This window comes from Desulfotruncus alcoholivorax DSM 16058, assembly GCF_000430885.1.
Lineage (GTDB): Bacteria > Bacillota > Desulfotomaculia > Desulfotomaculales > Desulfallaceae > Desulfotruncus > Desulfotruncus alcoholivorax.
Genome location: NZ_AUMW01000024.1, coordinates 1 through 24,937 on the forward strand (window position 1 = coordinate 1; position 24,937 = coordinate 24,937).

Genomic DNA, 24,937 nt, shown 5'->3' on the forward strand with positions numbered 1-24,937 from the left:
GACGTGGAGCGAACCGCGCTGCTGTAGCAGTTGCTCACAGCATTTTAACCATCGTCTACCACATTATTAAACGTAAGCAACCTTATATTGAGCTTGGTCCAACTTTTTATGAAGAACGCAAACGCGAAACTGTTATAAAACAGTCCATTAAGAAACTGGAATCCTTGGGATATAAGGTCACCGTTGAATTAATAGCCTAACGTTTTTAATTGGGCATATAGTCCTTCTGTTGACCGGATTTGCTTTTTGTAGAATTGATCAAGTCTGGTTTAGTATGTTATTGTCTCTTTTCATGGTTGTTGTTTGTTAATTTTCAGGACAGATTATCATTGGATGCTGAACCGATATTGCGATGCCAGTTTATTGAAAATGATAAACAACCTTATTGGCAACCCTTTCAAAATCCAGACGCAATCCAGTGGTTTGAGTTTGTACAAAATGATAGTAAACAAGTGGCAATTGAACAGTTCTTGAAAAGCCCATTTTATTGTGAAGAACAGATGCTGAGTGTCCAACTAATTCGGGTCAATGATAATGATACCCTTTGTGTGAAAATCTCTCATGCCTGTTCAGACGCTGGAGGTCTTAAGCAATATTTGCAGTTGCTGGCCGAAATATATTCGAACTTGCTAAAGGACTCCCGCTACAAACCTAAGCCAAATACGAAGCGCCGCCTGGATCAGAAGAGTTATTTCGAGGCACTGGGTATTAAGGAGCCATTGACCTTACTTGATCCCAATGCCCAGGCTCTGCCCGCTACCTGGGCTTTTCCCTATCACGGTGTTGAGTCAAAGGAAATGCATGTTTCCATGCGCCGTTTTTCTGGGGAATCCTTCGATAGAATCAGAGCATTTGGCAAAACTCATGCCGTAACCATCAATGCTATAATTTTAACCTCATTTTATAGAAGTATGTTTCAACTGTTGAACTCACCGGCCGGGGATGACCGGGAAATCTGCGTAACCATGGATTTGCGAAGGTATTTTAAAACCGATCCTTCTCAGGATATTTGCAACCTGTCAGTAGTCATGACTCCCAGGGTTTGCCGGGTAGAGGATGAACCTTTTAAAGAGACGTTAAGAAGAGTGTCTGAGTCCATTGAAGAATTAAGGAATACTCAAGTAGAATTGACTCGCGCCGTGGGAATTGAAGCACAAGAGGCCATAGAATATTCGCAACTGCTAACTCTTTTTCAGGCAGCCATGCCTCAGCTTATAGAAACTGGCAAGTTTTCTCCAGTCATAACTAATATGGGGATCATCAGTCCATTGCAGTTTGGACAAATCCCAGCTTATGATGCGTATCTCGTTCCTCCAACTATTTATGCCCCCGGTTTTTTACTAGGGGTCAGTACTTATAATAGAACCCTGACCCTGTTAGTCAGTTATTGTGAACCTTCACATCGGACTGAAGATATTGATGCGTTGATGGACTTCATGGCAGATGAGTTAAATTCACTATAACTGCCTGCTTTCGTAATAGTGAAAGAATCCTTGGCTCTAAACTATAGGATATTTTGCCACTGTAAAAAATAGTAAATGGGGTTTTCGGCCTAATCGTCGAAACCCCGAAGTTTCTTAAATGGCAGAGAGAGCGGGATTCGAACCCGCTTAAGCTTCTATTTTGAGGGTGATATTTTGTTCTTGCGGTACTACAAGGATTTACCTTTTAACGTAACAGGAGACCGTTGTTTTGGCGGGAGAATAATCATACACATACTAAATAGCTAATGCCAAACGGCGGTTTTGAAATAAAGAAATTCAAAGCCGCCGTTTTCCTTTTCAAAAAATAGGATTTCGGAGGGCGTGTTAAAGTCGTCCCTTTTTAAGGACACGGCGGCACAAGGAGGATGCCGCCGTGTTTCTTTGTCTTCGACATAATTTGATATTATTCTGCATATCAAAAAAAGAATTGACGCTTTATGGGACTATTGCGGTTGTGAAGTTACCTACACACATTACACGTTAAGATATACAAGCTCCTGCGCCCGATTGGTTTTTATCCAGTCGGGTTTTTTTGCGTTTTGCGCCAAATTATTTTTCACTTCTTGCCGTTCACTTTGCCAAATTTTTCATGCCTACCGTAGTAGTGGCGAAAGGGGAAGCCATCACCCGCCTTTGCGGACGCGAAGGGAGGTGAGAACATGAAGCCTCATTCCCACAAAGAACACAAGCGGCACGCCTTTGACAGCTTTTGCAAAAAGATACTCAAGCATGAAGCCCGCGACTATTACGACGAGTTAAAAAGACACAGAGAACATGAAATATCTTTGGACGAGCTGTCCGAAAAGGATTGGGAGCAGTTGACCGTCATGGACGAATATTTCAAGGATACATACAGCTTTTGCGTGTTGGGCTACGACATCACCGTGTCGGATGAACGCATAGGCGAAGCTCTGAAAGCCTTGCCGACAAACAAGCGCGACATTATCCTGCTGTCTTATTTCCTTGACATGACGGACAGGGAAATCGGGGAACTCTTGAACCTTGTCCGGCGCACCGTTGCCTATCGTCGGACAAGCACTTTGCAGGAATTAAAAAAATTCATGGAGGGAAAAGCGGATGAGTAGCACACGAAACGCTAAAACCGGCAATACCGGCTTGCTTCCTTTCCCCGTCATTGCGGCGGCAAGCAACGGCGACATCAACGCAATCAACACCGTCCTAAAGCACTATGAGGGATATATCGCCGCATTGTCTACAAGGCAGCTATACGACGAAAACGGCAACCCCCATCTGTGCGTAGACCCTGAATTGCGACGCAGACTGGAAACCAAGCTCATAACAAAAATCCTGGCTTTCAGGGTAGCATAACGAAAAGCCTGCTACGGGAGCGCGCCCCCTTTCCGCGCTTCCTGCGGTAGGCTTTTCGTGTTTGCCATTTTGCAAAAGTACATCCATAAACCAATGTGCTTTTGCAGGCTGACAAACGCCTTTCGTTCTTTGACAAAGAAAGCGCGGCAAAACACCGTGCAGCATAGGGCAAATCGGATACTTTCGGTCTATGCCGAGCCGGACGGCGGGTGCGCCACGACTTCCCAAAGGGAACGAGCGATCACCACCCAGGCCGCAAAATGAGCGTGGCAGCTTGTGAGGCGAAGACGCATAGGCCGGTACAATGATACTTCCGTCCAGCCACAGTCCGAGCGTTAAAAGCGTCGCAGGCAATGGGGATGGCCCGTCAGTATGGGGGGAGGTGAAATTCCTATGAGGACGGTTCGCCGCCGTCCGCCGATAAGCCGTATAACGATGGAACCATAAACAGAAACGCAGGTCAGGGGTGCGCCTGTTTGAACGAGCGTGTATGTGTATCCAATTATGGCGCGCCCCCGTTGCCTGCATTTCTATTTTTGAGAGAAAGGGGCTGATACCTTGCTGAAAAGCAATGAAGCATATAAGCTGATTTTTCGGGAATACCCGGATGTGGTCAATGTGGAGCAAATGTGTGAAATGCTCGGCGGTATCAGCGCAAAAACCGGATACCGCCTTTTGCGGCAAAATCAGATCAAGCATTTCAAGATAGGCAGGACGTACAAAATCCCCAAGCTTCATATTTTTGAATACCTGGCGGTCGTGCAGGAATCCAATGCGTAAAACATTGTTCGCACCTTTGCAAGATATTTTGGAGCCTGCTACACTAAACCCGTCAATGGTAGGTGAATATGGACTGTTACTGAATTTAAAGGAGGCAAGAATTCATGGTAACAGGACACCTGCGAGAAAAAAACGGCTATTTCCAGATGATCCTCACCTATAAGGATATGAACGGAAAGCGCCAAACCAAGTCCGTCAGCACGGGACTCCCCGTCAAGGGGAATAAAAAGCGCGCCGAAACGCTGCTTTGGAAAACCAGGCAAGAGTTTAATCCCGACACGGCAATGAGTGACAAAAACGCTTTGTTTGCCGACTTCCTGAAAAAATGGCTGCAGGAAGTTATCAACAGAGTGGACGCCGACACCTACGCCCTCTACGCATACGATGCCAAAACCTTCATCATCCCTTACTTTAAGGATACCGCCGTTACGGTGGCGAAAATAAAGCCGGGGGACATCGAAGGCTACTATCAGTATGAGAGAACAGAAAAAAACGCTTTAAACACCGCCCTGCTCCAATATCACGAGGTCATCAAAGAAGCCTTGGCCTACGCCGTGGAACTTGAGCTGATCCGGGACAATCCGGCCGACCAAGTAAACCCGATCTCCGGCGAAGTGCGAATACTGTTTACCGACTTCCTGCTGGAATGGCTGGAGATGATCAAGCACAATGTGGAAATGACCACCTACGCCTCTTACGCTGTTTGCATCAAGAGCTGCATTATTCCTTATTTTAAGGACTTCAAGCTTACCTTGAAGGACGTGACGCCGAAGCACATTCAGGACTATTATCAGTACGAGCTGAACGAGAAAGGCGTAAGCGCCTGCACGGTGATCCATCGCCACGCCAACATTCGCAAGGCGTTGCAGTACGCTTTCAAGGTGGGCCTGATCGCCTTTAACCCCGCCGACCGGATCGAGCGGCCCAAAACCGCAAAATTCGTGGGCAGCATTTACGATGCCAACGAATTGGAAGCCTTGTTCGCCGTCGTGAAAAATAAACCGATAGAGCTGGCCGTTATCTTGGGCGCGTTTTACGGCTTGCGCCGCAGTGAAATCGTAGGGCTGAAATGGGACGCGATTGACTTCAAAAAAAAGACGCTGACCATCAAGCACACCGTAACCGAGGTAAGGGTGGACGGAAAAGCCATCATCGTGGAAAAGGACCGCGCCAAAACCAAGTCGAGCCACCGCACCCTGCCGCTGGTTGAGCCCTTTGAAAAGCTTCTCCGGCGGCTGAAGGCGGAGCAGGAGCGCAATCAACAAGTATGCGGAAAAGCCTATTGCCGGGAGTATCTTGGCTACATCTACGTGAACGAGCTGGGAGAACGGATCAAGCCGGGCTATATCACCCAGAATTTCGCGCTCACGCTGAAAAACCACGGCTTGAAGAAAATCCGTTTCCACGACCTGCGGCATAGCTGCGCCAGTTTGTTGTACGCCAACGGAGTCAGCCTGAAAGAGATCCAGGAGTGGTTGGGGCACAGTGATATTTCCACCACCTCGAACATTTACACCCACCTGGATTTCAGCTCCAAGGTCGCTTCGGCCAACGCCATCATCGGCGTATATCCCTCCTGACATCCCTCCAAAGCGGGCGGAATGCCAGGTAAATAGGGAGCTGAGAGCACTGCAAATATGCGCTAGAATGGTTCATGTGACGGTATGCCGGGCGGCAAACGATAGGTGGCCGCCAGAAAAGAAAAAAGCCCTCAAATCCGCTTGTATCACGGCTTTAAGAGCGATTGTTTCTGGTGCCGATGGCCGGAGTCGAACCGGCATGGAGGTTATCCAACGGTTTTTGAGACCGCCGCGTCTGCCAATTCCGCCACATCGGCAAGTTTATTTCAATTTCCCTCTCCATAATCCATCTCTGGAATTTGGAGGGATATGGTGGAGGGATATGAAAAACCATAGAGACTATGAAGTTATCAATAACCCAGCAACCACGCGGGTTCGGGAGCCGCCGACCGGTCGAAAAGGGCTTTTCACGCAGTAGATTTTGAGTCGTGTGCGTCTGCCAGTTCCGCCACTTCGGCATTTTATTAATCATTGATGTCTCCAACGTCTGCATATCAGATTGTAACACAGTCAAAACTGCATTGTCAACGATATAGTTATGACAAGGTTTATCATTTATGAAGCTTATGGTTAAATATTCATTAGTTAAGTACATTATAACCTTTGAAAACTGCTTCTAAGCTCCGCATTATTGAAGGATGTTTAGGGCTTTTGTCGAAGTATATTTACAAGGGGTAATTTAACACCCTGGTCTTTTTTTTTGATAGGAGTTGAAAGCACCTTGAGCCTTTCAGACGAGATACTGGTTCAAAAAAGTAAAAAAGGTGATTTAAATGCTTTTAATGAGCTGGTGCTTCGCTATGAGGGCAAAGTGTTTAATATCGCTTACAGGTTTATGGGCAATCATGCTGACGCCAGCGACCTTGCCCAGGAAACTTTTATTCGATTGTACCAGTCCCTTGCCAGTTTTAGAGGAGATTCTTCTTTTTCCACCTGGCTATATCGTGTTGCCGCTAACGCTTGCCGGGATGAATTAAGGAAACGCCAGAGAAGGCGAAGCATATCTATGGATGAAATGATTGCCGCTTCGCCGGCTAACGTTCCTGTTGCGGGTAGCGCTTATTCACCTGAAGATGCTGTTCAGCGCAATGAAGTGCAGCGTCAGGTGCAGGAGTGTTTAAATGAACTCTCAGATGATCACAGGCTAATTTTGGTAATGCGCGAAATCCAGGGCTTGAGTTATGATGAGATAGCGGGAGTGCTGCAGTGCTCGCTGGGGACGGTAAAATCGCGCATTAGTCGGGCCAGAAATGCTCTAAAGGAAAGGTTAAAACGGAAAGGGGAACTTTTATCGAAGGAAAGTCGTCTGACAGAAAAAGGGGGGAAGAGAAGTGCGTTGCCAAGACATTAGGGAACAATTATCAGTATATATAGACGGCATGCTTGATTCTTCCCTGGAAGCGCAGGTTAAACTGCACATTGCCTCCTGTGAGGGCTGCAGGCTTGAATATGAAGACCTCACGACGACTGTCCAACTGCTAAAGAGTTTACCGGAGATAGCGCCACCACCCGATTTTAATTTAAAATTACAAGAAAAGTTAGCTAATTTACAACCTCAGGTGGTTGTATCTAATAAGACTGGCCTGTTAGGCAGGCTGGTTCGGGGCAAATGGTCCGGCCCGCTGGCTGCCGCGGCGGTGGTTTTCCTAACGGTTGGTGTCACTGCTTTATGGTATGATAAGCAGCATGGGGATATGTTTAACCCTGTTGTTCAAGATCAAATTGTTGATGATTCCGGTGGAAACCCTCAGTTTAATAATGCCAAATCTGAGCAGCATAACCTGGTATATGAATCTGAAAAATCGTCTAGCAATTTCAAGAAAAAAACTGAAGCTGGTTTTGGTTCCGCTGGTGTACAAAAAGACGCACCTACAGTTGATGCGCAGCCGGCTGATCCCGGCATAAAGGCTGCGCCTAATATTGCGCCTAATATGAAGGTTGCTCCTGATGTTAATGACACATCTAATTTAAATGAGGTTCCTAAAATCAGCATAATGCAATCAAGCCCGGTGCAAGAAGCTGATGCACCACACGTGGCTCGGGAATATAGAGCGACATGGGAACCCGGGAATGGTGCAGCCGGCTCTATAGGTGATCTGGCGGCAAAGTATGATGGTATTATTGAATATGAGCCGCAGGAAGCTGGCCAGTCTTGGGTGCTGCGGTTACCTGACAATGAAGTGACAACTTTTCTAAATGACCTGGGTAAGTCAGGCAATTTGGAAGTTAAGACCGATGACAGAGATTTAACTGATAAGTATCATCAAATTGAGAGTAAAATTAACGAGCTTAAAGAGATGGAGCAGCGGTTGACTCAAAACAATGACACAAAAGAACTGGCCTCTTTACAGCAGCAGATTCAGCAGCAATCTCAAGCCATGGCTGAATTAAATAAGGAAACATCAATGGCCCTGATTATATTGACGGTTAAATGAGTCCCCGTTATAGGGGACTTTTCTATTGCACTGTTGTCAAATTAAAGTTAAAATAGGAGTAGTTGCGGTTTGGCTTAACACATATCAATAATATGTTAATGCCATAATAGATTTAAGAAAGGAGGAAAGATAAAAATGCGTGAAAAAGTGCAAGCTGCTTTAGATAAAGTGCGCCCGGCGTTGCAGCGCGACGGTGGCGATGTTGAGCTTGTGGATGTTACCCCTGACGGTGTGGTTAAGGTCAGGCTGAAGGGCGCTTGTGGAGGTTGCCCAATGTCTACAATGACATTAAAACAGGGTATTGAGAGAACAATTAAGCAATCTGTTCCCGAGGTTAAAGAAGTAGTACAAGCATAGTTAAAACCCCTGCACTGGCAGGGGTTTTTATTTAACGATTATTGCGTTTGGGGAAATTTTTAATTACGGAGGGGGCTCAAAAATGGTCAGGAAATTTAAGCTGGCAATTTGCCAGAGTAATGTTGCCGGTGATAAGGCGTCAAATATCCGTAACGCAGAAGAAATGGTGCGGCAGGCAGCATCGCAGGGGGCCGAGATAGTGATGTTGCCGGAAATGTTTAATTGCCCTTACCAAACGGAACTTTTTCCAGCCTACGCCGAGTGCTACCCGAACGGAGAAACTATACAAATGTTGTCTGGTACTGCTAAAACAGCCGGTATAGTTCTGGTGGGCGGCTCGATTCCTGAAAAAGACGGTGATATCGTATATAACACCTCCTTTATTTTTGGGCCTCAGGGAGAATTGCTGGGCCGTCACAGGAAGGTGCACCTTTTTGATGTAGATTTACCCGACCTCAAAGTTAGGGAATCCAATACACTGGGACCAGGCAATTGTTTAACTGTTGTAGATGCTGGTTTTTGCAAGCTGGGGGTAATCATTTGTTTTGATGTTCGTTTCCCGGAAATCGCCCGCTTGCTGGCTCTGGAAGGGATACAAGCGCTGCTGATTCCTGCGGCTTTTAATACAGTTACCGGCCCGGCCCACTGGAAACTTTCCATGCGGATGCGGGCAGTTGATAACCAGATTTACGTTGCCGCGGCTTCACCGGCCCGGGACGAAAACGCCGGGTACGTTGTTTACGGCCATTCTATGGTGGTGGACCCCTGGGGTGAAGTACTGGCTGAAGCGGGTTTAGGCAGTGAAATCATTATGGCCGAAATCAACCCCGCTAGAATAGAAGAGGTCCGGGGACGCCTGCCGCTGTTGGCCCAGCGGCGAACTGACTTGTATTCATTGCAATGGAAAAAGGGAGACGGGAATGGAAACCATTGAAGGACCTTGCATTTCTCCCGTCAGAGGAATAAAATTTCGTTTGAGGTGAGAAATGTGCTGACTGCTGGAATAATTGGCCTGCCTATGGTAGGTAAGACAACTATATTTAACCTTGTCACTAATTCGGAGCTGGAAACTTCCAATTACCTGACGGGTAAAACAGAGATTAATATGGAAATGGCCAAAGTGCCGGACTCCCGCATTGACTTTCTGTCCGGATTATACAAGCCGAAAAAAACTACTTATGCTCAAATCCAATTCAGCGATGTACCCGGTCTGGTAAGGGGCGCCAGCGAGGGTAAAGGAGTAGGTAACAGGTTTTTAGACGGAATTCGCAATGCCGACCTGCTGGTGCAGGTGGTAAGGGCTTTTTCCAATAAAGATGTTCCCCACGTTGACGGAGGCATTGACCCGGTTAGGGATATTGAAACCGTTAACCTCGAACTGCTGCTGGCAGATATGGACCTGGTTGAAAAGAGAATTAAACGGATTGAAGAAAGTAAAAAGATAAAAAAAGAACAGGCCGATGAGCTGGCGGTGCTCCGCAAATGCCTGGAAGCGTTGGAAAATGAGATAACCGTGCATCAAGCTGGACTATCCGAGGTTGAAAAATCTTTGCTTGTTAACTACAGTTTTTTGACGGACAAGCCTGTGATTATGGTGGTTAATATTGATGAAGAGCAACTGCGCAGCGGCAGTTATCCAGGGGCGGACAAGGTCCGGGAATTTGCGTCCGGGCGCGGCATCAAGCTGCTGGAAATATGCGGCCAGATAGAAATGGAAATTGCCCAACTGCCTGAAGAGGACAAAGAAGTGTTTATGGAAGACCTGGGACTTAAAGAATCCGGTATTAACCGGCTGGCCCGGGCAGCTTACGAGACACTGGGACTGATATCTTTCTTTACAGTTGGAGAGGACGAGGTAAGGGCCTGGACCATTTCCGAGGGGCTGAATGCCAGGAGTGCCGCAGGCAAAATTCACTCCGACCTGGAGCGGGGTTTTATCCGGGCCGAGGTTGTAGCGTATGAGGATCTGAAGGAAAACGGCAGCATGGCCAAGGCCAGGGAAAAAGGCTTGGTGCGGTTGGAAGGCAAGGACTACATAGTTATGGACGGGGATATTTTGAACATCAGGTTTAATGTCTGATCTATCATAGGATTAAAATCACAAGATTAAATCTTTCTAATTAGTTTGATTTGGGTGGATTATGAGCCGGTGGCGTTTTATGTCACCGGCTTTTTTTAATGATGTACTTCTTTCTTTATAAGTAAGCAAAGATAATAAGCAAAGCATCAGCTAAATACTTTGTCAACAAAGATAGCCTATTATAAGAATTTTAGGGAAAAAGTCCTATTTTTAATGAGACCGGATTAAATGTCGTTTAAGACTATAGGTACATGCAAAAAACTTAGAAAAAAATTAAAATTTTTTAAAAAAAGCGGAGGTGTTCAAAATGTTATTGTCCAAGCTTTTGCGGGAAGAAAGCGGCCAGGGAATGGCGGAATACGGTTTGATACTTGCTTTAGTAGCGGTACTCTGTATTGCTGGGTTTAAGTTGCTAGGTGATGGGATCAGTGGCAAAGTGGATGATGTTCAAAAAGCAATTAAAGATCCGAGTTCAGTTAATACATCTAATTAATTTTTAGGTTTGTTTTATGAAATGTCTCTTTGCTAATGAGGACGGCCAGGCTTTATTGGAATATTCTTTAATACTTTTTCTTGTGGCTGTCACTTGTATTGTTGCATTTCAAACTTTACCACCGGTTATTATAAATTTAATAGACAGAGTTGAGATATAGCTGCAGTTATTTTCTTTTATCCCTAAAAACAACCCTACTTAGGCCCGCTTAAGTAGGGTCTCGTTTTGAAAGGTCGGAATTGGATGCTAAATTTTTACAGTGCGGGCTTAACCCCTGCGGATATATTTTTAGTAATTATTCTTTTGGTTTGCTGCTATACGGACTTGCGTATACAAAAAATCTATAATGCTGTTCTCTTCCCCGCCATCGTTGTTGCTTTTGCTTTTAATATCTTGCAGTACGGCCCGGAGGGAATCTTGATTAGCTTAAAAGGCTTATTGCTGGGAATTGCCTTGTTGCTTATCCCCTTTGCGGCTAACGGAATCGGCGCCGGGGATGTCAAACTGCTGGGGACTATCGGTGCCATAAAAGGTCCGGAATTTGTTTTATTCGTTTTTTTTGCGGCAGCTATAACCGGTGGTGTAATCTCTGTTTACTTGTTAGCCAGGCGGGGACGCCTGCTGGTTACATTGAAAAAAATTTTTTATTCGGCTGTTAATAAGCTTTTAAACATACCGGTTAAATTCGATTTCGCAAAATTGGAGGTGGCTGCAAATGGCGAAGCTTTTCCTTACGGTGTGGCCATTGGTCTTGGGACATTTGGGGTTTATTTACTGGGGTGGTTAGGTTGCGTTACTTTATAAAGCTGCGCGGCGATAACAGGGGGCAGGCGCTGGTTGAGTTTGCCCTGGTACTACCAATACTGATCTTATTATTAATGGCCATATTTGAATTTGGAAACATTTTTCACTCGTATCTTTTAATTACCACGGCGTCACGCGAGGGGGCCAGGATGGGCGTTGTAGGCCATTCAGATGCTGAGATTACCCAAAGGATAGAAGAAGTCTGCTCAACCTTGGATACGTCCAAAATGACAATTAACATTGAGCCGCATGACCCTAATTACAGGAACAGAGGGGTGCCTTTAACGGTGGAAGTGGACTATGAGAATTCTTTATTAACTCCTCTTTTAAGAACATTTCTGCCTGATCCTTTGACAATCCGGGCCCGCTCGATCATGAGAATTGAATAAAAACATTCTGCTTGAGGTGTCAGCTTTGTGCCGCGTGATTAAAGAATTAATCAAAGACTCCAGGGGGGCAGCCACCGTGATCATAGCTATAGCTGCCGTTTCATTAATTGGCTTTACCTCCCTGGTACTGGATATGGGCCAGCTGTTTTTGACACAAGAGAGGCTGGGTAACGCTTTGGATGCCGCGGTGCTGGCCGGTGCCCAGGAGCTTCCCGACGATCCCGTCTCCGCTGTGGCAAAGGTGCGGGAATATTTTACGAGCCACGGGATGGATGTGTCCTCTTTAACCAGCACTGAAGTTTCGGCAGACAACAAAACAATCACCGCTTCCGGTCAGTCAACTGTGCAATACGCCCTGGCCGGAGTGTTGGGGATAAACTCTTCAACTGTTCACTGTTCTGCGGCAGCCAGGATAGAACCGGTAACAGCAGTCAAAGGCATTGTGCCGGTAGGGATCAAGAAACAGGAATTGGTCTTCGACCAGGAATACCAATTGAAAATTGCCGGCAGCAATGACTTGAGCGAATACCTTGGCCCGGGGAATTTTGGTGTGCTGGCCTTATCCGGCTTTGGCTCTTCTTCTTATGAAGATGACTTAAAACACGGATATGACGGTAAGGTTAAAATCGGGGATGTGATTGACACTGCATCCGGCAATAAAAGCGGAGCCACCAGGGACGGTGTTAATTACAGGGTGGCCCAGTGTACTCACGCCTGTACCCCTGAGCATTTCGATCCATCCTGTCCCAGGGTGGTTATAATTCCCGTATACGTTCCGGAGGATATACAAAACAATAAGGTTAACAGTGTGAGAATAGTTGGTTTTGCAACATTTTTATTATCGGTACCCGGGGGCAAATTAGTAGGGAATGAAAGTTACATTCGCGGTAAATATGTCCGAATGACACTATTCGGTGATAGTGACCCCGGTCAAAATGATTACGGAGCATACAGTGTCCGGCTGGTTGAATAGCTAAAAATTAATAAAGAACCTACTCTAAATAGTGCTAAAAGTAATTTTCAATCAGGAGAAATAAAATGAAAAAATTTAAACTTAATCTCATCTTGCTCCTGGCTGTTATCTTTGGTGCAGCTGCTGCTTTTGGTGTCTACCAGTACCTGAACAGCGTCAAGGCGGCTTATGTGAAAAAAGGTGATTTTGTACAGGTGGCCGTTGCCACCCAATACATTGCGCCTAAGACCCAAATTGTTGAGCAGATGTTTTCAATGCGGGAAATACCTGCCAAATACGTTAACAATAATGCTGCTGTTAACCCTGAAGAAGTTGCCGGCAAAATAACCAAAACAGCAATCTACCCAGATGAGCAGATTTTGAGAGATAAAATTGCTGCTCCGGGGGAATCGAAAGAGGAACTGGCTTTAATCATTCCTGTAGGAAGCAGGGCCGTAACCGTAGCGGTTAATGAGGTTTCAGGCGTTGCCGGCATGATCAGGCCGGGTGACTGTGTTGATGTACTGGTTACCTTTGAGAATGGTCAGGGAGGCAAGATAACTTCTTTAATCTTGCAGAATATCAAAGTTCTTGCCACCGGTGGTAATTTAACGGATTCCGCGGGACAGGCGGAGCAAGGCAAGATTTACCAAACCGTCACAATGGCGGTTACTCCACAGCAGGCCCAGTCGCTGGTGCTGGCTTCGGAACAGGGAAGTATCAGGATGATGTTGCGCCCGCCTGCGGATAAAGGAACTGTAAACATACCTTCCAGCAAAATTCAGGATTTGGTGCGGTAAAAGAAAGGGGGCGGTAAAGTGCAGTCAATTAGAATTTTAATCGTGGATGACGTTGAAAACACCAGGGAAGATATTAAAAGATTTTTATACTTTGAGGAAGACATGGAGGTGGTCGGTGAGGCTTCGTCCGGGGAAGATGCCATTAAGATTGCCGGCCGGGTCAAGCCGGACGTGATTCTAATGGATATAAACCTGCCCGGCATGGATGGGATTGCAGCCTCGGAAATAATTTCCGTTGAAGTTCCCGAAGCGGTAATCGTTATGATTTCCATTCAAGGCGAGCAGGAGTATCTAAAAAAAGCTATGGCGGCCGGGGCCAGGGATTATCTGGTTAAACCCTTCACCAGCACAGACCTGGCAGAAACCATTCGCCGGGCCAATGCCTTTTCCCGCAAGAGGCACCTCCGCCTGGTCGGAGAGGAAGAAAGGGCGTCCCGGGTGGAAAAAGTTGCGCTGCCCGGCAAAATAATTACTCTGTTCAGCACCAAGGGGGGAGTGGGCAAGACTACCCTGGCCTGCAACCTGGCCATAGCCCTGGCCGGAGAAACCAGTAAAAAAGTTGTGCTGGTGGACCTTGATCTTCAGGGTGGTGATGCAGCAGTAATATTGAACCTGACGGGAGTTCAAACCATAGCCGACCTGGTTAAAGAGGATTTGGACAGAGATATATTTTTGATTGATACTTTCCTGGCCCCGCATTTTTCAGGGATTAATATTTTATGTGCTCCAAGCAGCCCCGAGCAGGCTGAGACGATAACCCCGGAGCATGTAACGCAAATTATTAATTATTTAAAGTTGAAATATGACTATATCATTATAGATACGGCGCCATCCTACAGTGAATTTAATTTAAACGTGTTGGAAGTGGCGGATAAAATTTTAGTCATGGTGGCTCAGGACCTTCCTACATTGAAACACGTGCGGTCAACTATAGAGGTGCTGGGCGCGCTAAATTATACTGATAAAATCAAACTGGTGCTTAACCAGCTGCGGCCAGACGGCATCAGTGTTAAAGAGTTGGAAAGCAGTCTTGGCTTGACCATGACTGTGGTAATACCAACCGATGATAAAACGGTGCTGCAGTCGGTGAACAAGGGGCAGCCCTTTGTGCTCAGTCAAAAGAACAGCCGGGTATCAGAATGTGTAATAGAACTGGCCGGGAAAGTGAGTGCTGAAAATAAAGCGGCCAAGCCCCCCGGACGTCTGGCGGCTATTAATCCCATTAAAAAGATCTTTAGCCTGTCGAGGTGATTGAAGCGTGTCGCTGTTGGAACGGCTTGAAAAAAATGCCGAAAAAATTGAAATACCACGAATTGAACCAAACAGGGACCCGTATAAAGAATTGCGTGAGTCGCTGCAAAAAAAGGTAGTAAGCGAGCTATCCGGCACCAAGCTGGGGACCGGGACTGACATGGAGCAGGTGGCCGGGAAAATACAGGCGCTGATTATGGAGCACCTGGACGCTGAAAACGGTGGCATGTCGAGACTGGAAAAAGAGCGGCTGGCCGAAGAGATAATCAATAATGCCATTGGCTACGGCCCTATCACTCCGCTGTTGAATGACCCGGACATTACGGAGATTATGGTCAACGGCCCGGATGCAGTTTATATCGAACGAAACGGTGTTTTAGAGTTGACGGATGTAAAATTCCGGAGTGACGAGCATGTGCACCATGTTATCGAAAAAATTGTGGCGCCAATTGGGCGGCGGATAGACGAGAGTTCCCCAATGGTAGACGCCAGGCTGCCCGACGGGTCCCGGGTAAACATAATCATACCGCCGCTGTCGCTTACCGGCCCCTCAATAACCATCAGAAAGTTTTTTCGCGATCCTTTAAAAGTCACAGATTTAATTGCGCTGGGTACGATAACGGTTGAAATGGCGGAGTTTCTCGAAGCCTGTGTTAAAGCCAGGCTGAATATTGTGGTTTCAGGGGGTACCGGCAGCGGTAAAACAACAACATTAAATGTTTTATCCTCATTTATACCAAAAACTGAAAGGATTATAACCGTAGAGGATTCTGCGGAACTGCAATTAAGGCAGGACCACGTGATAACCCTGGAAAGCCGGCCGCTAAACATAGAAGGGAAAGGGGCCATAACAATCCGGGACCTGGTGCGCAACTGCCTGCGCATGCGCCCGGATAGAATTGTGGTGGGTGAAGTGCGCAGCGGAGAAGCACTGGATATGCTGCAGGCAATGAACACCGGTCATGACGGCTCCCTAACCACGGGTCACGCCAATTCGCCCAGGGATATGTTGTCCCGACTGGAAACGATGGTATTGATGGCAGGTATGGAAATACCCGTAAGAGCGATCAGAGAACAGATATCTTCCGCCATTGATTTAATTATTCAGCAAAGCAGAATGCGGGACGGCGCCCGTAAGATTACACATATAACAGAGGTACAGGGTATGGAGGGGGATATCATTACCCTGCAGGACTTGTTTGTCTTTAAGCAAACTGGAATTGATGAAGAGGGTAAAGTAACCGGACGTTTTGAAGCCACCGGGATTAAGCCCATGTTTATTGACCGGCTGGAGGCGTACGGAATTAAACTGCGCGACGACTTGTTTATTGGGAATTACTGGTAAGGGGTGGGAGAATGCCTGTAAAATATGTTGCCGTCCTGGTTTTTATCAGCGGGCTGCTGCTGGTGCTTGGGTTATACCGGCCGTCTTTTGTTGGTGAACAGGAGTTTTCCCGGCGCATGGCCGCAATATTAAAGAAAAAAGAAAAGGATAATCAGGGAAAAGGAACTGACAGGTTAAATTCTGTGCTAAACCGCATCTATCAGAAGTTGATTCATATTGCTAATGCAACCCCGCTTAAAAAATGGGTGGAAAAGGAACTCACCAGGGCTGACCTTCCCCTGCGGGGTGATGAGTTTCTGGTTTTTAGCTGTGCTGCGATAGGTATTGCTACGATATGTGCACTGGTTTTCACCGGCAGCCTGGTGATGGCGTTAATGATTTTGGTTATTTTTATTCCGCTGCCGTACCTGTTCATACAGAGAGCCAGAGCCAGGCGTTTGAATAAAATTAATGCCCAAATTGGCGATGCCCTTTTGATCATAGCTAATTCGCTGCGGTCAGGATTTAGTTTTCTGCAAGCTATGGATTTAGTCAGAAAAGAAATGCCGGACCCAATTGCCAAAGAATTCGGGAGAACTTTCCAGGAAATCAGCCTGGGGATGCCAACCGAGCAGGCTTTGCAAAATATGTCGGAAAGAGTGGACAGCGACGATCTTGAAATGGTTGTTACGGCGGTGTTAATTCAGAGGCAGGTGGGGGGCAACCTGGCCGAGGTGCTGGATAAAATTGCCTATACCATCAGGGAAAGAATCAGGATTAAGGGAGAAATAAAGACACTTACCGCGCAGGGCCGTATTTCAGGCCTGGTTATAGGACTTTTACCTGCATCGCTTGCTGTTTTGCTGTATATCATTAACCCCGGCTACATGTCACTTCTTTTTACAACAAGGATAGGTATTGTCATGGTAAGCGCGGCAGTAATAGCTCAAACGCTGGGTTTCCTGTTAATCAGAAAGATAGTTGACATAAAATACTAGATTAACCGGAGGGCTTAATATGCTTTATATATTACCACTGGTTTTTGCCGCTGCATTTTGGGCCTTTTTGCTGGGTTATGTGTTTATTTTCGGTGAACGGATCACTCTGGCCCGCCGGGTTGACCAGGTTGTCGGGTCTCCTGTGGTGAACATTCGCGAAAAAGAATTAAGTATTCCTTTTGCCGCCAGGGTGATCAGGCCGCTGCTGGGCAAGGCGGCATCGTCCTTCGTCAAGCTGCTTCCTTCTGAGAAAGAAGCAATTCTGGAAAAAAAGTTGACCCGGGCCGGGCTGATCGACCGGCTGAAACCGCTGGAATTTATGGTAATTAAGTATCCAGGTGCGGTGCTGGCCGGGTTTGGAGCCTTGATTATTGCAGGCCTCCTTGGCGCCGGTTTAATGCAGACGATTTTTGCAGTAACCACTGTTACCCTGCTGGGTTTGATGGTTCCCGAGTTTATTTTAAGCGCCCGCTCCAAAAAGAGGGGCAATGAAGTTGAGGCTACCCTGCCCCAAATTCTTGACCTGCTTACAGTAAGCGTTGAGGCCGGCCTGGGGTTTGATGGAGCAGTTTACAAAGTAATCAGTAAAGCCGATAGTGGCATACTGGCGGCGGAACTTAAAAGAATGATGCAGGAAATAAAGGTGGGCAAGGTTAGAAAAGAAGCATTAAAGGATATGGCTGCGAGATTCGATGTTGCTGATTTAAACAACTTTGTCAGCGCAATTATCCTGGGCGAACAGCTGGGGATCAGCATAGGCAATGTGCTCAGGCGGCAAGCCGACCAGATCAGGCTGCGCAGGCGCCAGAGCGCAGAGGAAAAGGCAATGAAAGCCCCTATTAAAATGCTGCTGCCGCTCGTATTTCTGATTTTTCCCGCCCTTTTCATAATTATTCTCGGGCCGGGCGCAATTCAAATCTCCCAATCGCTGATGTGACAGGGGTGAGCAGAATGCTTTTAAATGAATCAAAAAAGACAGTGCTCGCAAAACATTTAAAATGTGCCGACACCTTTTTTACCCGCCTGCTGGGATTAATGGGCACTGGCAAGGAGTCTTTTGTTTCAGGCATGGCGCTGCTGATCAAGCCGTGCAAGCAGGTACATACATTTTTAATGCGTTTCCCCATTGATGTCATCTTTATAGACAAAAATAACCTGGTTATTAAAACAGTCCCCGGTCTTCGCCCTTACAGGGCCAGCCCCCTGGTGACAGGTGCCGCTGCTGTAATTGAATTGCCCCGGGGTACCATTGAAGGTACGTGCACTACTGTTGGGGATAAGCTAAAAATTTGTTAACCGGGGGTGGACCACCATGCCGCCAGCCGGTACCAGTAGGATGAAAATATGGTAAGTCTGTCATTGCGGGGAGCGAAGCGACGAAGCAATCTTACAATAGGGGAGTACCAATGAGGGAGGAGCATCAATGAAGCCGCTGAAAAAAAGGAAATTGTCGATCAGCACCAAAATTGCAGTTAATCTAAGCTTATTAATAATATTTATTATGACTGCACTCGGTATAGTAACAATTTTTCAGTTAAAAGAATCCTTTACCTGGGGTGAAACTGATAAAGGGCGCTATCTAACCTCCATGCTGGCAGCCCGAATCGCAGGACCTTTGGAATACGGGGATATTCCCGCGCTTAACCGGCAAGTTCAGGAATTTCAAGCCGAGACCGGTGTTAAAGGCATAATTATTGCCGACGGTAAAGGGAATGTACTGGCGACCTCCGGAACTCCTCAAATGAACGGTGTGGCCGATAAATTTAGTGACACCGGCGGCGTCGATTTCAAGGTGTTCGGTAACACAGGTGCAGGGGAGACATGGTATTTTAATTTTGCCCGTAAAATTACGGCCAGCGGCGGTGAAACCGTGGGCTACCTGGGTTTGACCACCGGTGCGGAAAATTTGCAGAGCAAAGTAAATAGTATGGCGGTGTACCTTGGATTAATTGCTCTGATTGCTGTTATCGCCGGGATCTTCCTGGCCATCATTATCAGCCGCAGGATTATTAACAAGCCTATTAATGATTTAAGCTCCGCTACTGAGTCAATAGCTACCGGGGATTTTTCCAGAAAAGTAAAGCTGCATCAGCGGGATGAGTTAGGCGCCCTGGCTATTTCGTTTAACATGATGACCGGATATCTTTCCAACCTGTTTCGATCCATCGGCAACTATACCGGTGAACTAACCCGCTCCTGCCAATCCTTGAACAAAGAAATCAATTCCACCGGCAAAACCTCCAAAAGGTTAATTGAATCAGTTAGGGATCACGCTGTAAAAACAAAGGAACATATTACCCAGATTCAGAACTGTGCCGATATTGCCTCCGACCTGGTGGAAAGAGTTGAGCGGTGCGGGAGTTCCCTGCAAAAATCAGCTGCTGAAATAATAAATCTGGCTGAAGGTACATTGGAGCCGGGAATAGCTATCCAGGGGGCATCCGGTGAAATTGGCAAATTGAGTTTATCATTGGAAGAAATGAAAGCAGCCACTGGATTAAACAAAAAAGTTCTGGCGGAAATGAAAGAGGTTGCTGAACTATTCACCCAGTATCTTGATGCCAGCAGGGCTTTTAGTTTTGACCTGGCTCTGGAGGTAACTAAAAGCGGAAGCAGAAAATTTTCCAGAGAATTGGAAGTACTTCAGAAATTGTCCAATGAAGGGCTTGAAAAATCCAGGAAAGTATTCAAAGGTATTGACCGCATCATTCAATCCCTGGACCAACTGGATCAAGCCTTTGATAAGAGTATTGCCGCTGCCTGTAGGGGGAGGGAGAGCATCAGCGCAGCAGGCGAATGCTGGAGCGGATTTAACTTAAAAATGGCCGGTGAAAAGAAAACATTGGAAAATTTAATGCCTGTTCTGGAGGAAAACAGAAAATACGGGGAGCAGTTACTGGAAAAATTAGATCATGTAATAGCGGATCTTGAAAAAACGCTTAACGCCTTCGCAGGTGCCGGGGAGGATGGGAAAAAACAGGCTGAATTGTTGCAAGACCTGGATGCTACATTGCGCCGCATCCTAAGGGTTTCCAGTACCCTGGATAATCTTTGCCTTCAATTTAAAATTCAATAGTTTTAGGGCAGTGTCAGCGGGGAACAAGGCCGGGGGATGGATTTATTCTTCAGCCTTGTGCTTGTTGCGCGGCTTGCGCCATGGTCGTTATATTTCAACTATGCCTTCTTTTATGGCCATTAATGCTGCCTGGGTGCGGTCGGAAACATCAAGTTTTTGAAATATATTAGTCAAGTGGTTTTTAACCGTCTTTTCACTGATGTAAAGTTTTCCGGCAATTGTTTTGTTGGAATCCCCATTTGCCACCAGCCTCAAAACTTCCATTTCCCTTTCTGTCAGCCCCCAGGGCCGTGTTTCCTGCGGCTTTGTGGTTAACTTGTTAATCTGGCTAAAAATTTTAGCCGTTAAGGACGGGGAGATAAACGATTTACCATCAGCCACCTGCTCAATAGTGTTAATTAACTGGTCCGGGCTGACGTCTTTGAGCAGGTAGGCGGCAACACCATTGCGAATCATTTCGATAATGTATTCTTCCTGGTCATGAATGGTTAGCGCAATGATTCCGGTGCCGGGCAATTCCTTTTTAATAATTTTGCACACTTCCATCCCCGTTAAATCAGGCAGGTTAATATCAAGCAGCACGATGTCCGGGCGGTATATTCGACATAGTTCTATTGCTTGTTTGCCGTTGCATGCCTCCGCGACAACCATAAATTTTTTTTCCAGGGATACTATTTTGGTTATCCCTTCCCTGACAAGGGCGTGGTCATCAACAATTAGTATCGATGTTGGCTTCAAACAGCATCACCCCTTTTTAGATACGTTGATCAAACGGGAATTGTGAGGGTAATCATGGTTCCTTTGCCCGGCGCGCTCATAATTTTATATTCGCCCTTTAATATCTGAACCCTTTCCCGCATATTAATCAGGCCGTAACATTCCCGCTGCGAATGATGCTCAAGGTTTTCGGGGTTAAAACCAATGCCGTCGTCTTTAATTAAAATTGTAACTTTGTCATTCAGCTGTTCCATTTTAACCAGAATATTTTTGGCTTTAGCATGTTTGCGGACATTGCTAAGCGCCTCCTGTACCACCCGAAACAGGGCTACTTCGGTGGCAGGGTTAAGACGTGCCTGCTTGCCGAAAAAAACAAATTCTATATTTTGCTTGTGCTGGTTTCTATAATCCTCCACGTATCGATTAAGAGCGGGGACCAGTCTAAGATCGTCCAGTACCATAGGCCGGAGGTCAAATATTATTTTGCGTACGTCTTGCAGGCTTTGCCGCACCAGTTCCTGTAAACGGACCAATTCTGTTCTAACATTTTGCGGCTCAACTTCCATTAGCTTTAGAATATATTCCGCCCGCATCACGATATTGGCAAGCAGCTGGGCCGGCCCATCATGAATCTCCCGGGCCACCCGTTTACGTTCTTCTTCCTGGGCCCGGATGATATTAATACCCAGTTGTTGAATTAGCATTATCTCCCCTATTCTTGTCGACAAGTTTTCCATATGCTTGCTGAGGTATTGCGACACTACTCCGAGGTGCGACATGATATTTTCAGCTCTTTTTTGCGTTTCTTGCAAGCTGCGCAGGTTTTTTTCCAGGTTATCCCGTTTATACCTTAACAGCTGCTCCTGGCCTTGCAGCCCGGCAACCTCAAGTTGTAACTGCTGTGCTCTTTCGTAAGCCCGCTTTATATCTGCTTCCGTGTAGCGGTTAAAGTCCCTGCTGACCTCCATCAGGTGAAGGCGGGCCCGTTTTTCTCTGGCGTAAAGTTTATCTACCCGGTCAATTAGTTGTAATACTGTCTTTCTAACGTCCTCCAGTTCATCTTTAACCCTGACATACTCAATTCTGGTATTTTCCGCAATATCATAAACCTGTTCCTGAGATTTTTGGATATAAAGCAATATTTCATTAATGATTTTGTCAAGCAATGCTGCGTCAAACAATATTTTCACCTGCCAGTTGAATACGGAGCGGGTAAATATTTATTCGCTGTTGCTCACAGTCTATCCTGCTGCGAATGTAGAAACATTTTCAATATCCAAGGAAGTTGTAAATATACCAGATACAGATATTATTGCTGCTGTGCCAATTCTTTAATAATACTTCTAGTCGCAAAATAAACGATAATATTGCTCCTGTTGATCAGGCCGCTTTGCAGCAGGACCTGGCCCGTTGCCTCGCCTGCTATTTGAAGTGCCTGGTTAACCTGTGGTTTTTCAATGGCGGCAGGTTTTTCAGAGACAGCAGGCTTCGGGGAAGCTGCCGCCATTTCAGCCGGCCTGGAGGATGGCTTCTGGCTGATGTCCTTTTTACTTGCTTCGGCAACAGCCGGCTGCTGCACCTCCCATGCGGGCTTCAGATTAGGATTGTTAATGATCTTAACCGGGGTTCCCAGGGGAGTATGATCAAACAGCCAGGTAACATCCTGATTGTGCATTCGAATACATCCCCCGGACGCGTAGGTTCCAATGGAGGCAGGGTTATTGGTCCCATGAATGCCGTAAACCCCGCCGCCTCCGACGCTTAGACCCAGCCAGCGGTAGCCCAGCGGGTTCCTGGGACTCCCGCCGGGGATATTAAGGCGGTAGTAAGCGGGATTAACTAATTTAACAACAATACTGAATTGCCCTTCGGGAGTAAGTGCGGGAGTTCTCCCCGTGGCCACCGGGAAAACTTTGAAAATAGTGTCATTGCTGTTAAAGTAGAGTTTGTTGGTGGCTTTGTTAATGATTATCTCAGTTTTTGCAGCCGCCGGCCCGGCCAGGGAGAAGAATATGGCCAGGCATAGAATTAGTGTGGTATGACTCTTTCTTGCCATCTTGACGCCTCCTAATTAAACTGCTTTTATATAACTACGGTGTGAATACTGGTTTGATGACAGTTTTGGTTAGCATGAGGAATGGATTTGCCGGATATTAGACAGGAAAAGGAAAAAGCTATCCTGGTGGCGCAGGTGTTGCCGGGATGACCAGTGATGAGGTAGAGGAATCGTTAAAGGATCTTTCCGGCCTGGAGCAAACAGCCGGGGCCGAAGTAGTAGATATCTAATAGGGGCTTTTGAATAAAATAGTTTGACTGGTAAAAAATAAAAGCAAGTTCTTGAGCGGGAGGTAAGTCCTATATATGCTGGGAGTTTGACAGACGCCGAAAGACTGGCGATAGAGTCTCAATTGCGGGCTGAGCGGATTTGTGCCAAAAAAGTTCAGGTCTATATGAGCGCCAGCCAGGATTCCGCTGTTCAGGCAATACTGCAGCAGATGGCTGAAAAAGGGCAGCATCATATCAGCATACTTAACAACATGCTGCATAACGCAGACTTCTATTCAGAATTAACTCAACACTAAACAGATTGATAAGGGAAATTAATTTTATGGGGGTTTAACTATGCAGTTTAACGATAAGGACATACTTACCGACCTATTGCTAAGCACCAAGGATATATTCGTTGATTATCACAACGCTGTACTTGAAGTTGCCAATGATAATGTGCGCAATACCCTGATTCAACTAAACAATGAAGAGATCAATCTGCAGCGCCAGGTTTTTAATCTGATGCGGGACCGAAATTGGCATCAAATAAACGCAGCGGAAACTTCCAGCCCATCAAAAGATAACGCAGAAGCCGGCCGGAAGCTGCCTTATTAACACATATTTTAAAACACCACCGTTTCTTTCTGTCTGATGGCGTTAAACCTTTGGGGTGAAAGGGGGGCCGGATCAACCGGCGGGTTAATGCCAAGGATCAGGCAAGCCGCGATCAACCCTACAGCCGGCGCGTGCATAAACCCGTTTCCGCCGAACCCTCCGATGCAATAAAAGCCCTGTAATTCTGTTTCGCCCAAAATGCCCAGCCCGTCGGGTGTTAGTGACCTGATGCCTGCATAAATACCTGTTATCTCGGCGTCTTCAAGCACGGGTATGCGCTGCGTTGCCGCCTCAATGAATTCAAACAGGCCGGATCTGTCCACCACCGGGTCCAAACCCGGAGAAGTTTGCCTGTCGGTGCCGCCCAGCAGCAGGATGCCGTTTCTTTCGGCATGTATATAAAACCCGGTATCCAGGTCGACGATGAGCGGGATATCTGAAGGAATCTGCTTCATTGGGGCGCACATGTGAACCTGCCTGCGGTACGGGGCAGCCGGTAGATCAATCCCGGCCAGCCGGGCCACTAGGTGCAGGTGCGGGCCTGCTGCATTAACTACCACCGGTGCCCGTGCTTCAAAGCTGCCGGCTTTAACCCCTTCGATTCGACCATTTCGGGTAATTAACGAGCTTACTTCGGTATTGCAAAACACTTTAACCCCCAGCCGGCGGCACTGCCGGTAATAGCCTTCCATTACCCCATAGGGGTCTGCGTAAGCGTCAAGCCGGCAGTAGCTGCCCCCTATTAGATCCTCTGTCCGGACAAAGGGGTAACGCCCGGCAATCTCCCCGGGCCCGATAATCTCCGAGGGTACTTCAAGCCGGTCCATAGTTGTTTTCATTTCCAAGAGAGAAGCATATTTTGAACTTTCCCCGGTTACAAAAAGATATCCCCTTTTGCGAAAATATATTGGGTATTCCATTTGGGCAGCAAACCGCTGGAAAAAAGGATAGCTGATTTTGGTTAAAGTAATGTTTAAAGGGTGGGCAAACTGGTGTCTTATTCCGCCTGTGCACTGTGCCGTTGACCCCGCGCCGTGGAATTTTTCTTTTTCTACAAGCACAATGCTTAAACCGGGTTTTTTAGCGGCCAGATTATAGGCTGTGCTCAGGCCGATAACACCGGCACCGGTAATAATCACGTCTGCGGTAACAGCCAAGATGATCCCTCCTTGAATTACTCCCGTAAAAATATGTTAATCTAAAAA

27 protein-coding genes, 1 tRNA gene and 1 pseudogene are annotated in these 24,937 nt (G+C 46.7%); 24 read left to right on the top strand and 5 right to left on the bottom strand.

Features of this window, described 5'->3' with window-relative positions; genetic code table 11:
* The 6 genes and pseudogenes from H569_RS20260 to H569_RS0112295 form a co-directional block, all read left to right on the top strand.
* Positions 1-200: pseudogene (locus H569_RS20260) on the top strand (IS110 family transposase); the annotation flags it as partial.
* A gap of 129 nt (positions 201-329) precedes the next feature.
* Positions 330-1,463, top strand: coding sequence for a condensation domain-containing protein (locus tag H569_RS0112270; RefSeq protein ID WP_157833528.1), 1,134 nt, complete (start codon positions 330-332; stop codon positions 1,461-1,463).
* A 680-nt stretch (positions 1,464-2,143) separates the two neighbouring features.
* On the top strand, positions 2,144-2,569 hold the full coding sequence (locus H569_RS0112280) for an RNA polymerase sigma factor (RefSeq protein ID WP_027365236.1): 426 nt from the start codon (positions 2,144-2,146) through the stop codon (positions 2,567-2,569).
* A complete protein-coding gene (locus tag H569_RS0112285) occupies positions 2,562-2,813 on the top strand; it encodes a helix-turn-helix domain-containing protein (RefSeq protein ID WP_027365237.1) in 252 nt (83 codons plus the stop codon). Before H569_RS0112280 ends, H569_RS0112285 begins: the two co-directional genes overlap by 8 nt.
* 558 nt (positions 2,814-3,371) lie before the next feature.
* On the top strand, positions 3,372-3,593 hold the full coding sequence (locus H569_RS0112290) for a helix-turn-helix domain-containing protein (RefSeq protein ID WP_309294786.1): 222 nt from the start codon (positions 3,372-3,374) through the stop codon (positions 3,591-3,593).
* A gap of 104 nt (positions 3,594-3,697) precedes the next feature.
* A complete protein-coding gene (locus H569_RS0112295) occupies positions 3,698-5,173 on the top strand; it encodes a tyrosine-type recombinase/integrase (RefSeq protein WP_027365239.1) in 1,476 nt (491 codons plus the stop codon).
* 171 nt (positions 5,174-5,344) lie between these two features.
* Here the strand turns inward: H569_RS0112295 and H569_RS0112300 are convergent.
* A tRNA-Leu gene (locus H569_RS0112300) sits at positions 5,345-5,430 on the bottom strand.
* A 464-nt stretch (positions 5,431-5,894) separates the two neighbouring features.
* On the opposite strand from H569_RS0112300, the gene H569_RS0112305 reads away from it, so the two are divergent.
* The 16 genes from H569_RS0112305 (at position 5,895) to H569_RS0112380 (ending at position 20,132) form a co-directional block, all read left to right on the top strand.
* Positions 5,895-6,524: an RNA polymerase sigma factor gene (locus H569_RS0112305; protein ID WP_027365240.1), complete on the top strand. Its 630-nt coding sequence runs from the start codon at positions 5,895-5,897 to the stop codon at positions 6,522-6,524.
* Positions 6,505-7,608 carry a DUF4349 domain-containing protein gene (locus H569_RS0112310; protein WP_027365241.1) on the top strand — a complete coding sequence of 368 codons (1,104 nt, stop codon included), beginning with the start codon at positions 6,505-6,507 and terminating at the stop codon, positions 7,606-7,608. The genes H569_RS0112305 and H569_RS0112310 overlap by 20 nt, the downstream gene beginning before the upstream one ends.
* Before the next feature lie 135 nt (positions 7,609-7,743).
* Positions 7,744-7,965: a NifU family protein gene (locus tag H569_RS0112315; protein ID WP_027365242.1), complete on the top strand. Its 222-nt coding sequence runs from the start codon at positions 7,744-7,746 to the stop codon at positions 7,963-7,965.
* Between the two features lie 82 nt (positions 7,966-8,047).
* Positions 8,048-8,899 carry a carbon-nitrogen hydrolase family protein gene (locus H569_RS0112320; RefSeq protein ID WP_027365243.1) on the top strand — a complete coding sequence of 284 codons (852 nt, stop codon included), beginning with the start codon at positions 8,048-8,050 and terminating at the stop codon, positions 8,897-8,899.
* A gap of 54 nt (positions 8,900-8,953) precedes the next feature.
* Positions 8,954-10,045, top strand: a complete 1,092-nt coding sequence (gene ychF / locus H569_RS0112325) for a redox-regulated ATPase YchF (protein WP_081411004.1) — start codon at positions 8,954-8,956, stop codon at positions 10,043-10,045.
* A 307-nt stretch (positions 10,046-10,352) separates the two neighbouring features.
* Positions 10,353-10,538 (top strand): Flp family type IVb pilin, encoded by a 186-nt coding sequence (locus H569_RS0112330; RefSeq protein WP_034630511.1) that lies wholly within the window; start codon positions 10,353-10,355, stop codon positions 10,536-10,538.
* 243 nt (positions 10,539-10,781) lie between these two features.
* Positions 10,782-11,342: an A24 family peptidase gene (locus H569_RS0112335; protein ID WP_034630532.1), complete on the top strand. Its 561-nt coding sequence runs from the start codon at positions 10,782-10,784 to the stop codon at positions 11,340-11,342.
* The gene (locus tag H569_RS0112340; protein WP_034630514.1) at positions 11,327-11,731 is read left to right on the top strand and encodes a TadE/TadG family type IV pilus assembly protein; all 405 of its coding nucleotides are present in this window, start codon (positions 11,327-11,329) and stop codon (positions 11,729-11,731) included. Before H569_RS0112335 ends, H569_RS0112340 begins: the two co-directional genes overlap by 16 nt.
* A 34-nt stretch (positions 11,732-11,765) precedes the next feature.
* The gene (locus H569_RS20265) at positions 11,766-12,704 is read left to right on the top strand and encodes a Tad domain-containing protein (RefSeq protein ID WP_238492548.1); all 939 of its coding nucleotides are present in this window, start codon (positions 11,766-11,768) and stop codon (positions 12,702-12,704) included.
* Between the two features lie 65 nt (positions 12,705-12,769).
* Complete coding sequence (gene cpaB, locus H569_RS0112350) at positions 12,770-13,483, top strand: Flp pilus assembly protein CpaB (RefSeq protein ID WP_027365248.1); 714 nt, start codon at positions 12,770-12,772, stop codon at positions 13,481-13,483.
* An 18-nt stretch (positions 13,484-13,501) separates the two neighbouring features.
* Positions 13,502-14,734: a response regulator gene (locus H569_RS0112355; RefSeq protein WP_027365249.1), complete on the top strand. Its 1,233-nt coding sequence runs from the start codon at positions 13,502-13,504 to the stop codon at positions 14,732-14,734.
* A 7-nt stretch (positions 14,735-14,741) separates the two neighbouring features.
* On the top strand, positions 14,742-16,079 hold the full coding sequence (locus H569_RS0112360) for a CpaF family protein (protein WP_027365250.1): 1,338 nt from the start codon (positions 14,742-14,744) through the stop codon (positions 16,077-16,079).
* 11 nt (positions 16,080-16,090) lie between these two features.
* On the top strand, positions 16,091-17,056 hold the full coding sequence (locus tag H569_RS0112365; protein WP_027365251.1) for a type II secretion system F family protein: 966 nt from the start codon (positions 16,091-16,093) through the stop codon (positions 17,054-17,056).
* Between the two features lie 19 nt (positions 17,057-17,075).
* On the top strand, positions 17,076-17,993 hold the full coding sequence (locus H569_RS0112370; RefSeq protein WP_027365252.1) for a type II secretion system F family protein: 918 nt from the start codon (positions 17,076-17,078) through the stop codon (positions 17,991-17,993).
* Between the two features lie 14 nt (positions 17,994-18,007).
* Positions 18,008-18,352: a DUF192 domain-containing protein gene (locus H569_RS0112375; protein ID WP_034630516.1), complete on the top strand. Its 345-nt coding sequence runs from the start codon at positions 18,008-18,010 to the stop codon at positions 18,350-18,352.
* Between the two features lie 127 nt (positions 18,353-18,479).
* The gene (locus H569_RS0112380) at positions 18,480-20,132 is read left to right on the top strand and encodes a HAMP domain-containing protein (RefSeq protein WP_027365254.1); all 1,653 of its coding nucleotides are present in this window, start codon (positions 18,480-18,482) and stop codon (positions 20,130-20,132) included.
* An 87-nt stretch (positions 20,133-20,219) separates the two neighbouring features.
* On the opposite strand, the gene H569_RS0112385 is transcribed toward H569_RS0112380, so the two are convergent.
* The 3 genes from H569_RS0112385 to H569_RS21885 form a co-directional block, all read right to left on the bottom strand.
* Positions 20,220-20,870 (bottom strand): response regulator, encoded by a 651-nt coding sequence (locus tag H569_RS0112385; protein ID WP_027365255.1) that lies wholly within the window; start codon positions 20,868-20,870, stop codon positions 20,220-20,222.
* 29 nt (positions 20,871-20,899) lie between these two features.
* A complete protein-coding gene (locus H569_RS0112390) occupies positions 20,900-22,039 on the bottom strand; it encodes a sensor histidine kinase (protein ID WP_309294787.1) in 1,140 nt (379 codons plus the stop codon).
* A 119-nt stretch (positions 22,040-22,158) separates the two neighbouring features.
* The gene (locus H569_RS21885) at positions 22,159-22,905 is read right to left on the bottom strand and encodes a L,D-transpeptidase (RefSeq protein WP_081411005.1); all 747 of its coding nucleotides are present in this window, start codon (positions 22,903-22,905) and stop codon (positions 22,159-22,161) included.
* Positions 22,906-23,221: 316 nt separating this feature from the next.
* Between H569_RS21885 and H569_RS0112405 the strand changes: the two genes are divergently transcribed.
* Entirely contained in the window at positions 23,222-23,431 is a 210-nt protein-coding gene (locus tag H569_RS0112405; RefSeq protein ID WP_238492546.1) for a hypothetical protein, read from the top strand.
* Between the two features lie 40 nt (positions 23,432-23,471).
* A complete protein-coding gene (locus tag H569_RS20275) occupies positions 23,472-23,732 on the top strand; it encodes a spore coat protein (RefSeq protein WP_034630519.1) in 261 nt (86 codons plus the stop codon).
* A gap of 8 nt (positions 23,733-23,740) precedes the next feature.
* On the opposite strand, the gene H569_RS0112415 is transcribed toward H569_RS20275, so the two are convergent.
* Positions 23,741-24,889 carry an NAD(P)/FAD-dependent oxidoreductase gene (locus H569_RS0112415; RefSeq protein WP_051273632.1) on the bottom strand — a complete coding sequence of 383 codons (1,149 nt, stop codon included), beginning with the start codon at positions 24,887-24,889 and terminating at the stop codon, positions 23,741-23,743.
* Positions 24,890-24,937: the final 48 nt, after the last annotated feature.

What these genes read in the sequence shown, in the direction of transcription:
- cpaB (WP_027365248.1), top strand. Translation starts at nt 12,770, where the DNA reads ATGAAAAAATTTAAACTTAATCTCATCTTGCTCCTGGCTGTTATCTTT.
- H569_RS0112280 (WP_027365236.1), top strand. Translation starts at nt 2,144, where the DNA reads ATGAAGCCTCATTCCCACAAAGAACACAAGCGGCACGCCTTTGACAGC.
- H569_RS0112375 (WP_034630516.1), top strand. Translation starts at nt 18,008, where the DNA reads ATGCTTTTAAATGAATCAAAAAAGACAGTGCTCGCAAAACATTTAAAA.
- H569_RS0112285 (WP_027365237.1), top strand. Translation starts at nt 2,562, where the DNA reads ATGAGTAGCACACGAAACGCTAAAACCGGCAATACCGGCTTGCTTCCT.
- H569_RS0112365 (WP_027365251.1), top strand. Translation starts at nt 16,091, where the DNA reads ATGCCTGTAAAATATGTTGCCGTCCTGGTTTTTATCAGCGGGCTGCTG.
- H569_RS0112315 (WP_027365242.1), top strand. Translation starts at nt 7,744, where the DNA reads ATGCGTGAAAAAGTGCAAGCTGCTTTAGATAAAGTGCGCCCGGCGTTG.
- H569_RS20275 (WP_034630519.1), top strand. Translation starts at nt 23,472, where the DNA reads ATGCAGTTTAACGATAAGGACATACTTACCGACCTATTGCTAAGCACC.
- H569_RS0112380 (WP_027365254.1), top strand. Translation starts at nt 18,480, where the DNA reads ATGAAGCCGCTGAAAAAAAGGAAATTGTCGATCAGCACCAAAATTGCA.
- H569_RS0112320 (WP_027365243.1), top strand. Translation starts at nt 8,048, where the DNA reads ATGGTCAGGAAATTTAAGCTGGCAATTTGCCAGAGTAATGTTGCCGGT.
- H569_RS0112335 (WP_034630532.1), top strand. Translation starts at nt 10,782, where the DNA reads ATGCTAAATTTTTACAGTGCGGGCTTAACCCCTGCGGATATATTTTTA.
- H569_RS0112330 (WP_034630511.1), top strand. Translation starts at nt 10,353, where the DNA reads ATGTTATTGTCCAAGCTTTTGCGGGAAGAAAGCGGCCAGGGAATGGCG.
- H569_RS0112295 (WP_027365239.1), top strand. Translation starts at nt 3,698, where the DNA reads ATGGTAACAGGACACCTGCGAGAAAAAAACGGCTATTTCCAGATGATC.
- H569_RS21885 (WP_081411005.1), bottom strand. Translation starts at nt 22,905, where the DNA reads ATGGCAAGAAAGAGTCATACCACACTAATTCTATGCCTGGCCATATTC.
- H569_RS0112370 (WP_027365252.1), top strand. Translation starts at nt 17,076, where the DNA reads ATGCTTTATATATTACCACTGGTTTTTGCCGCTGCATTTTGGGCCTTT.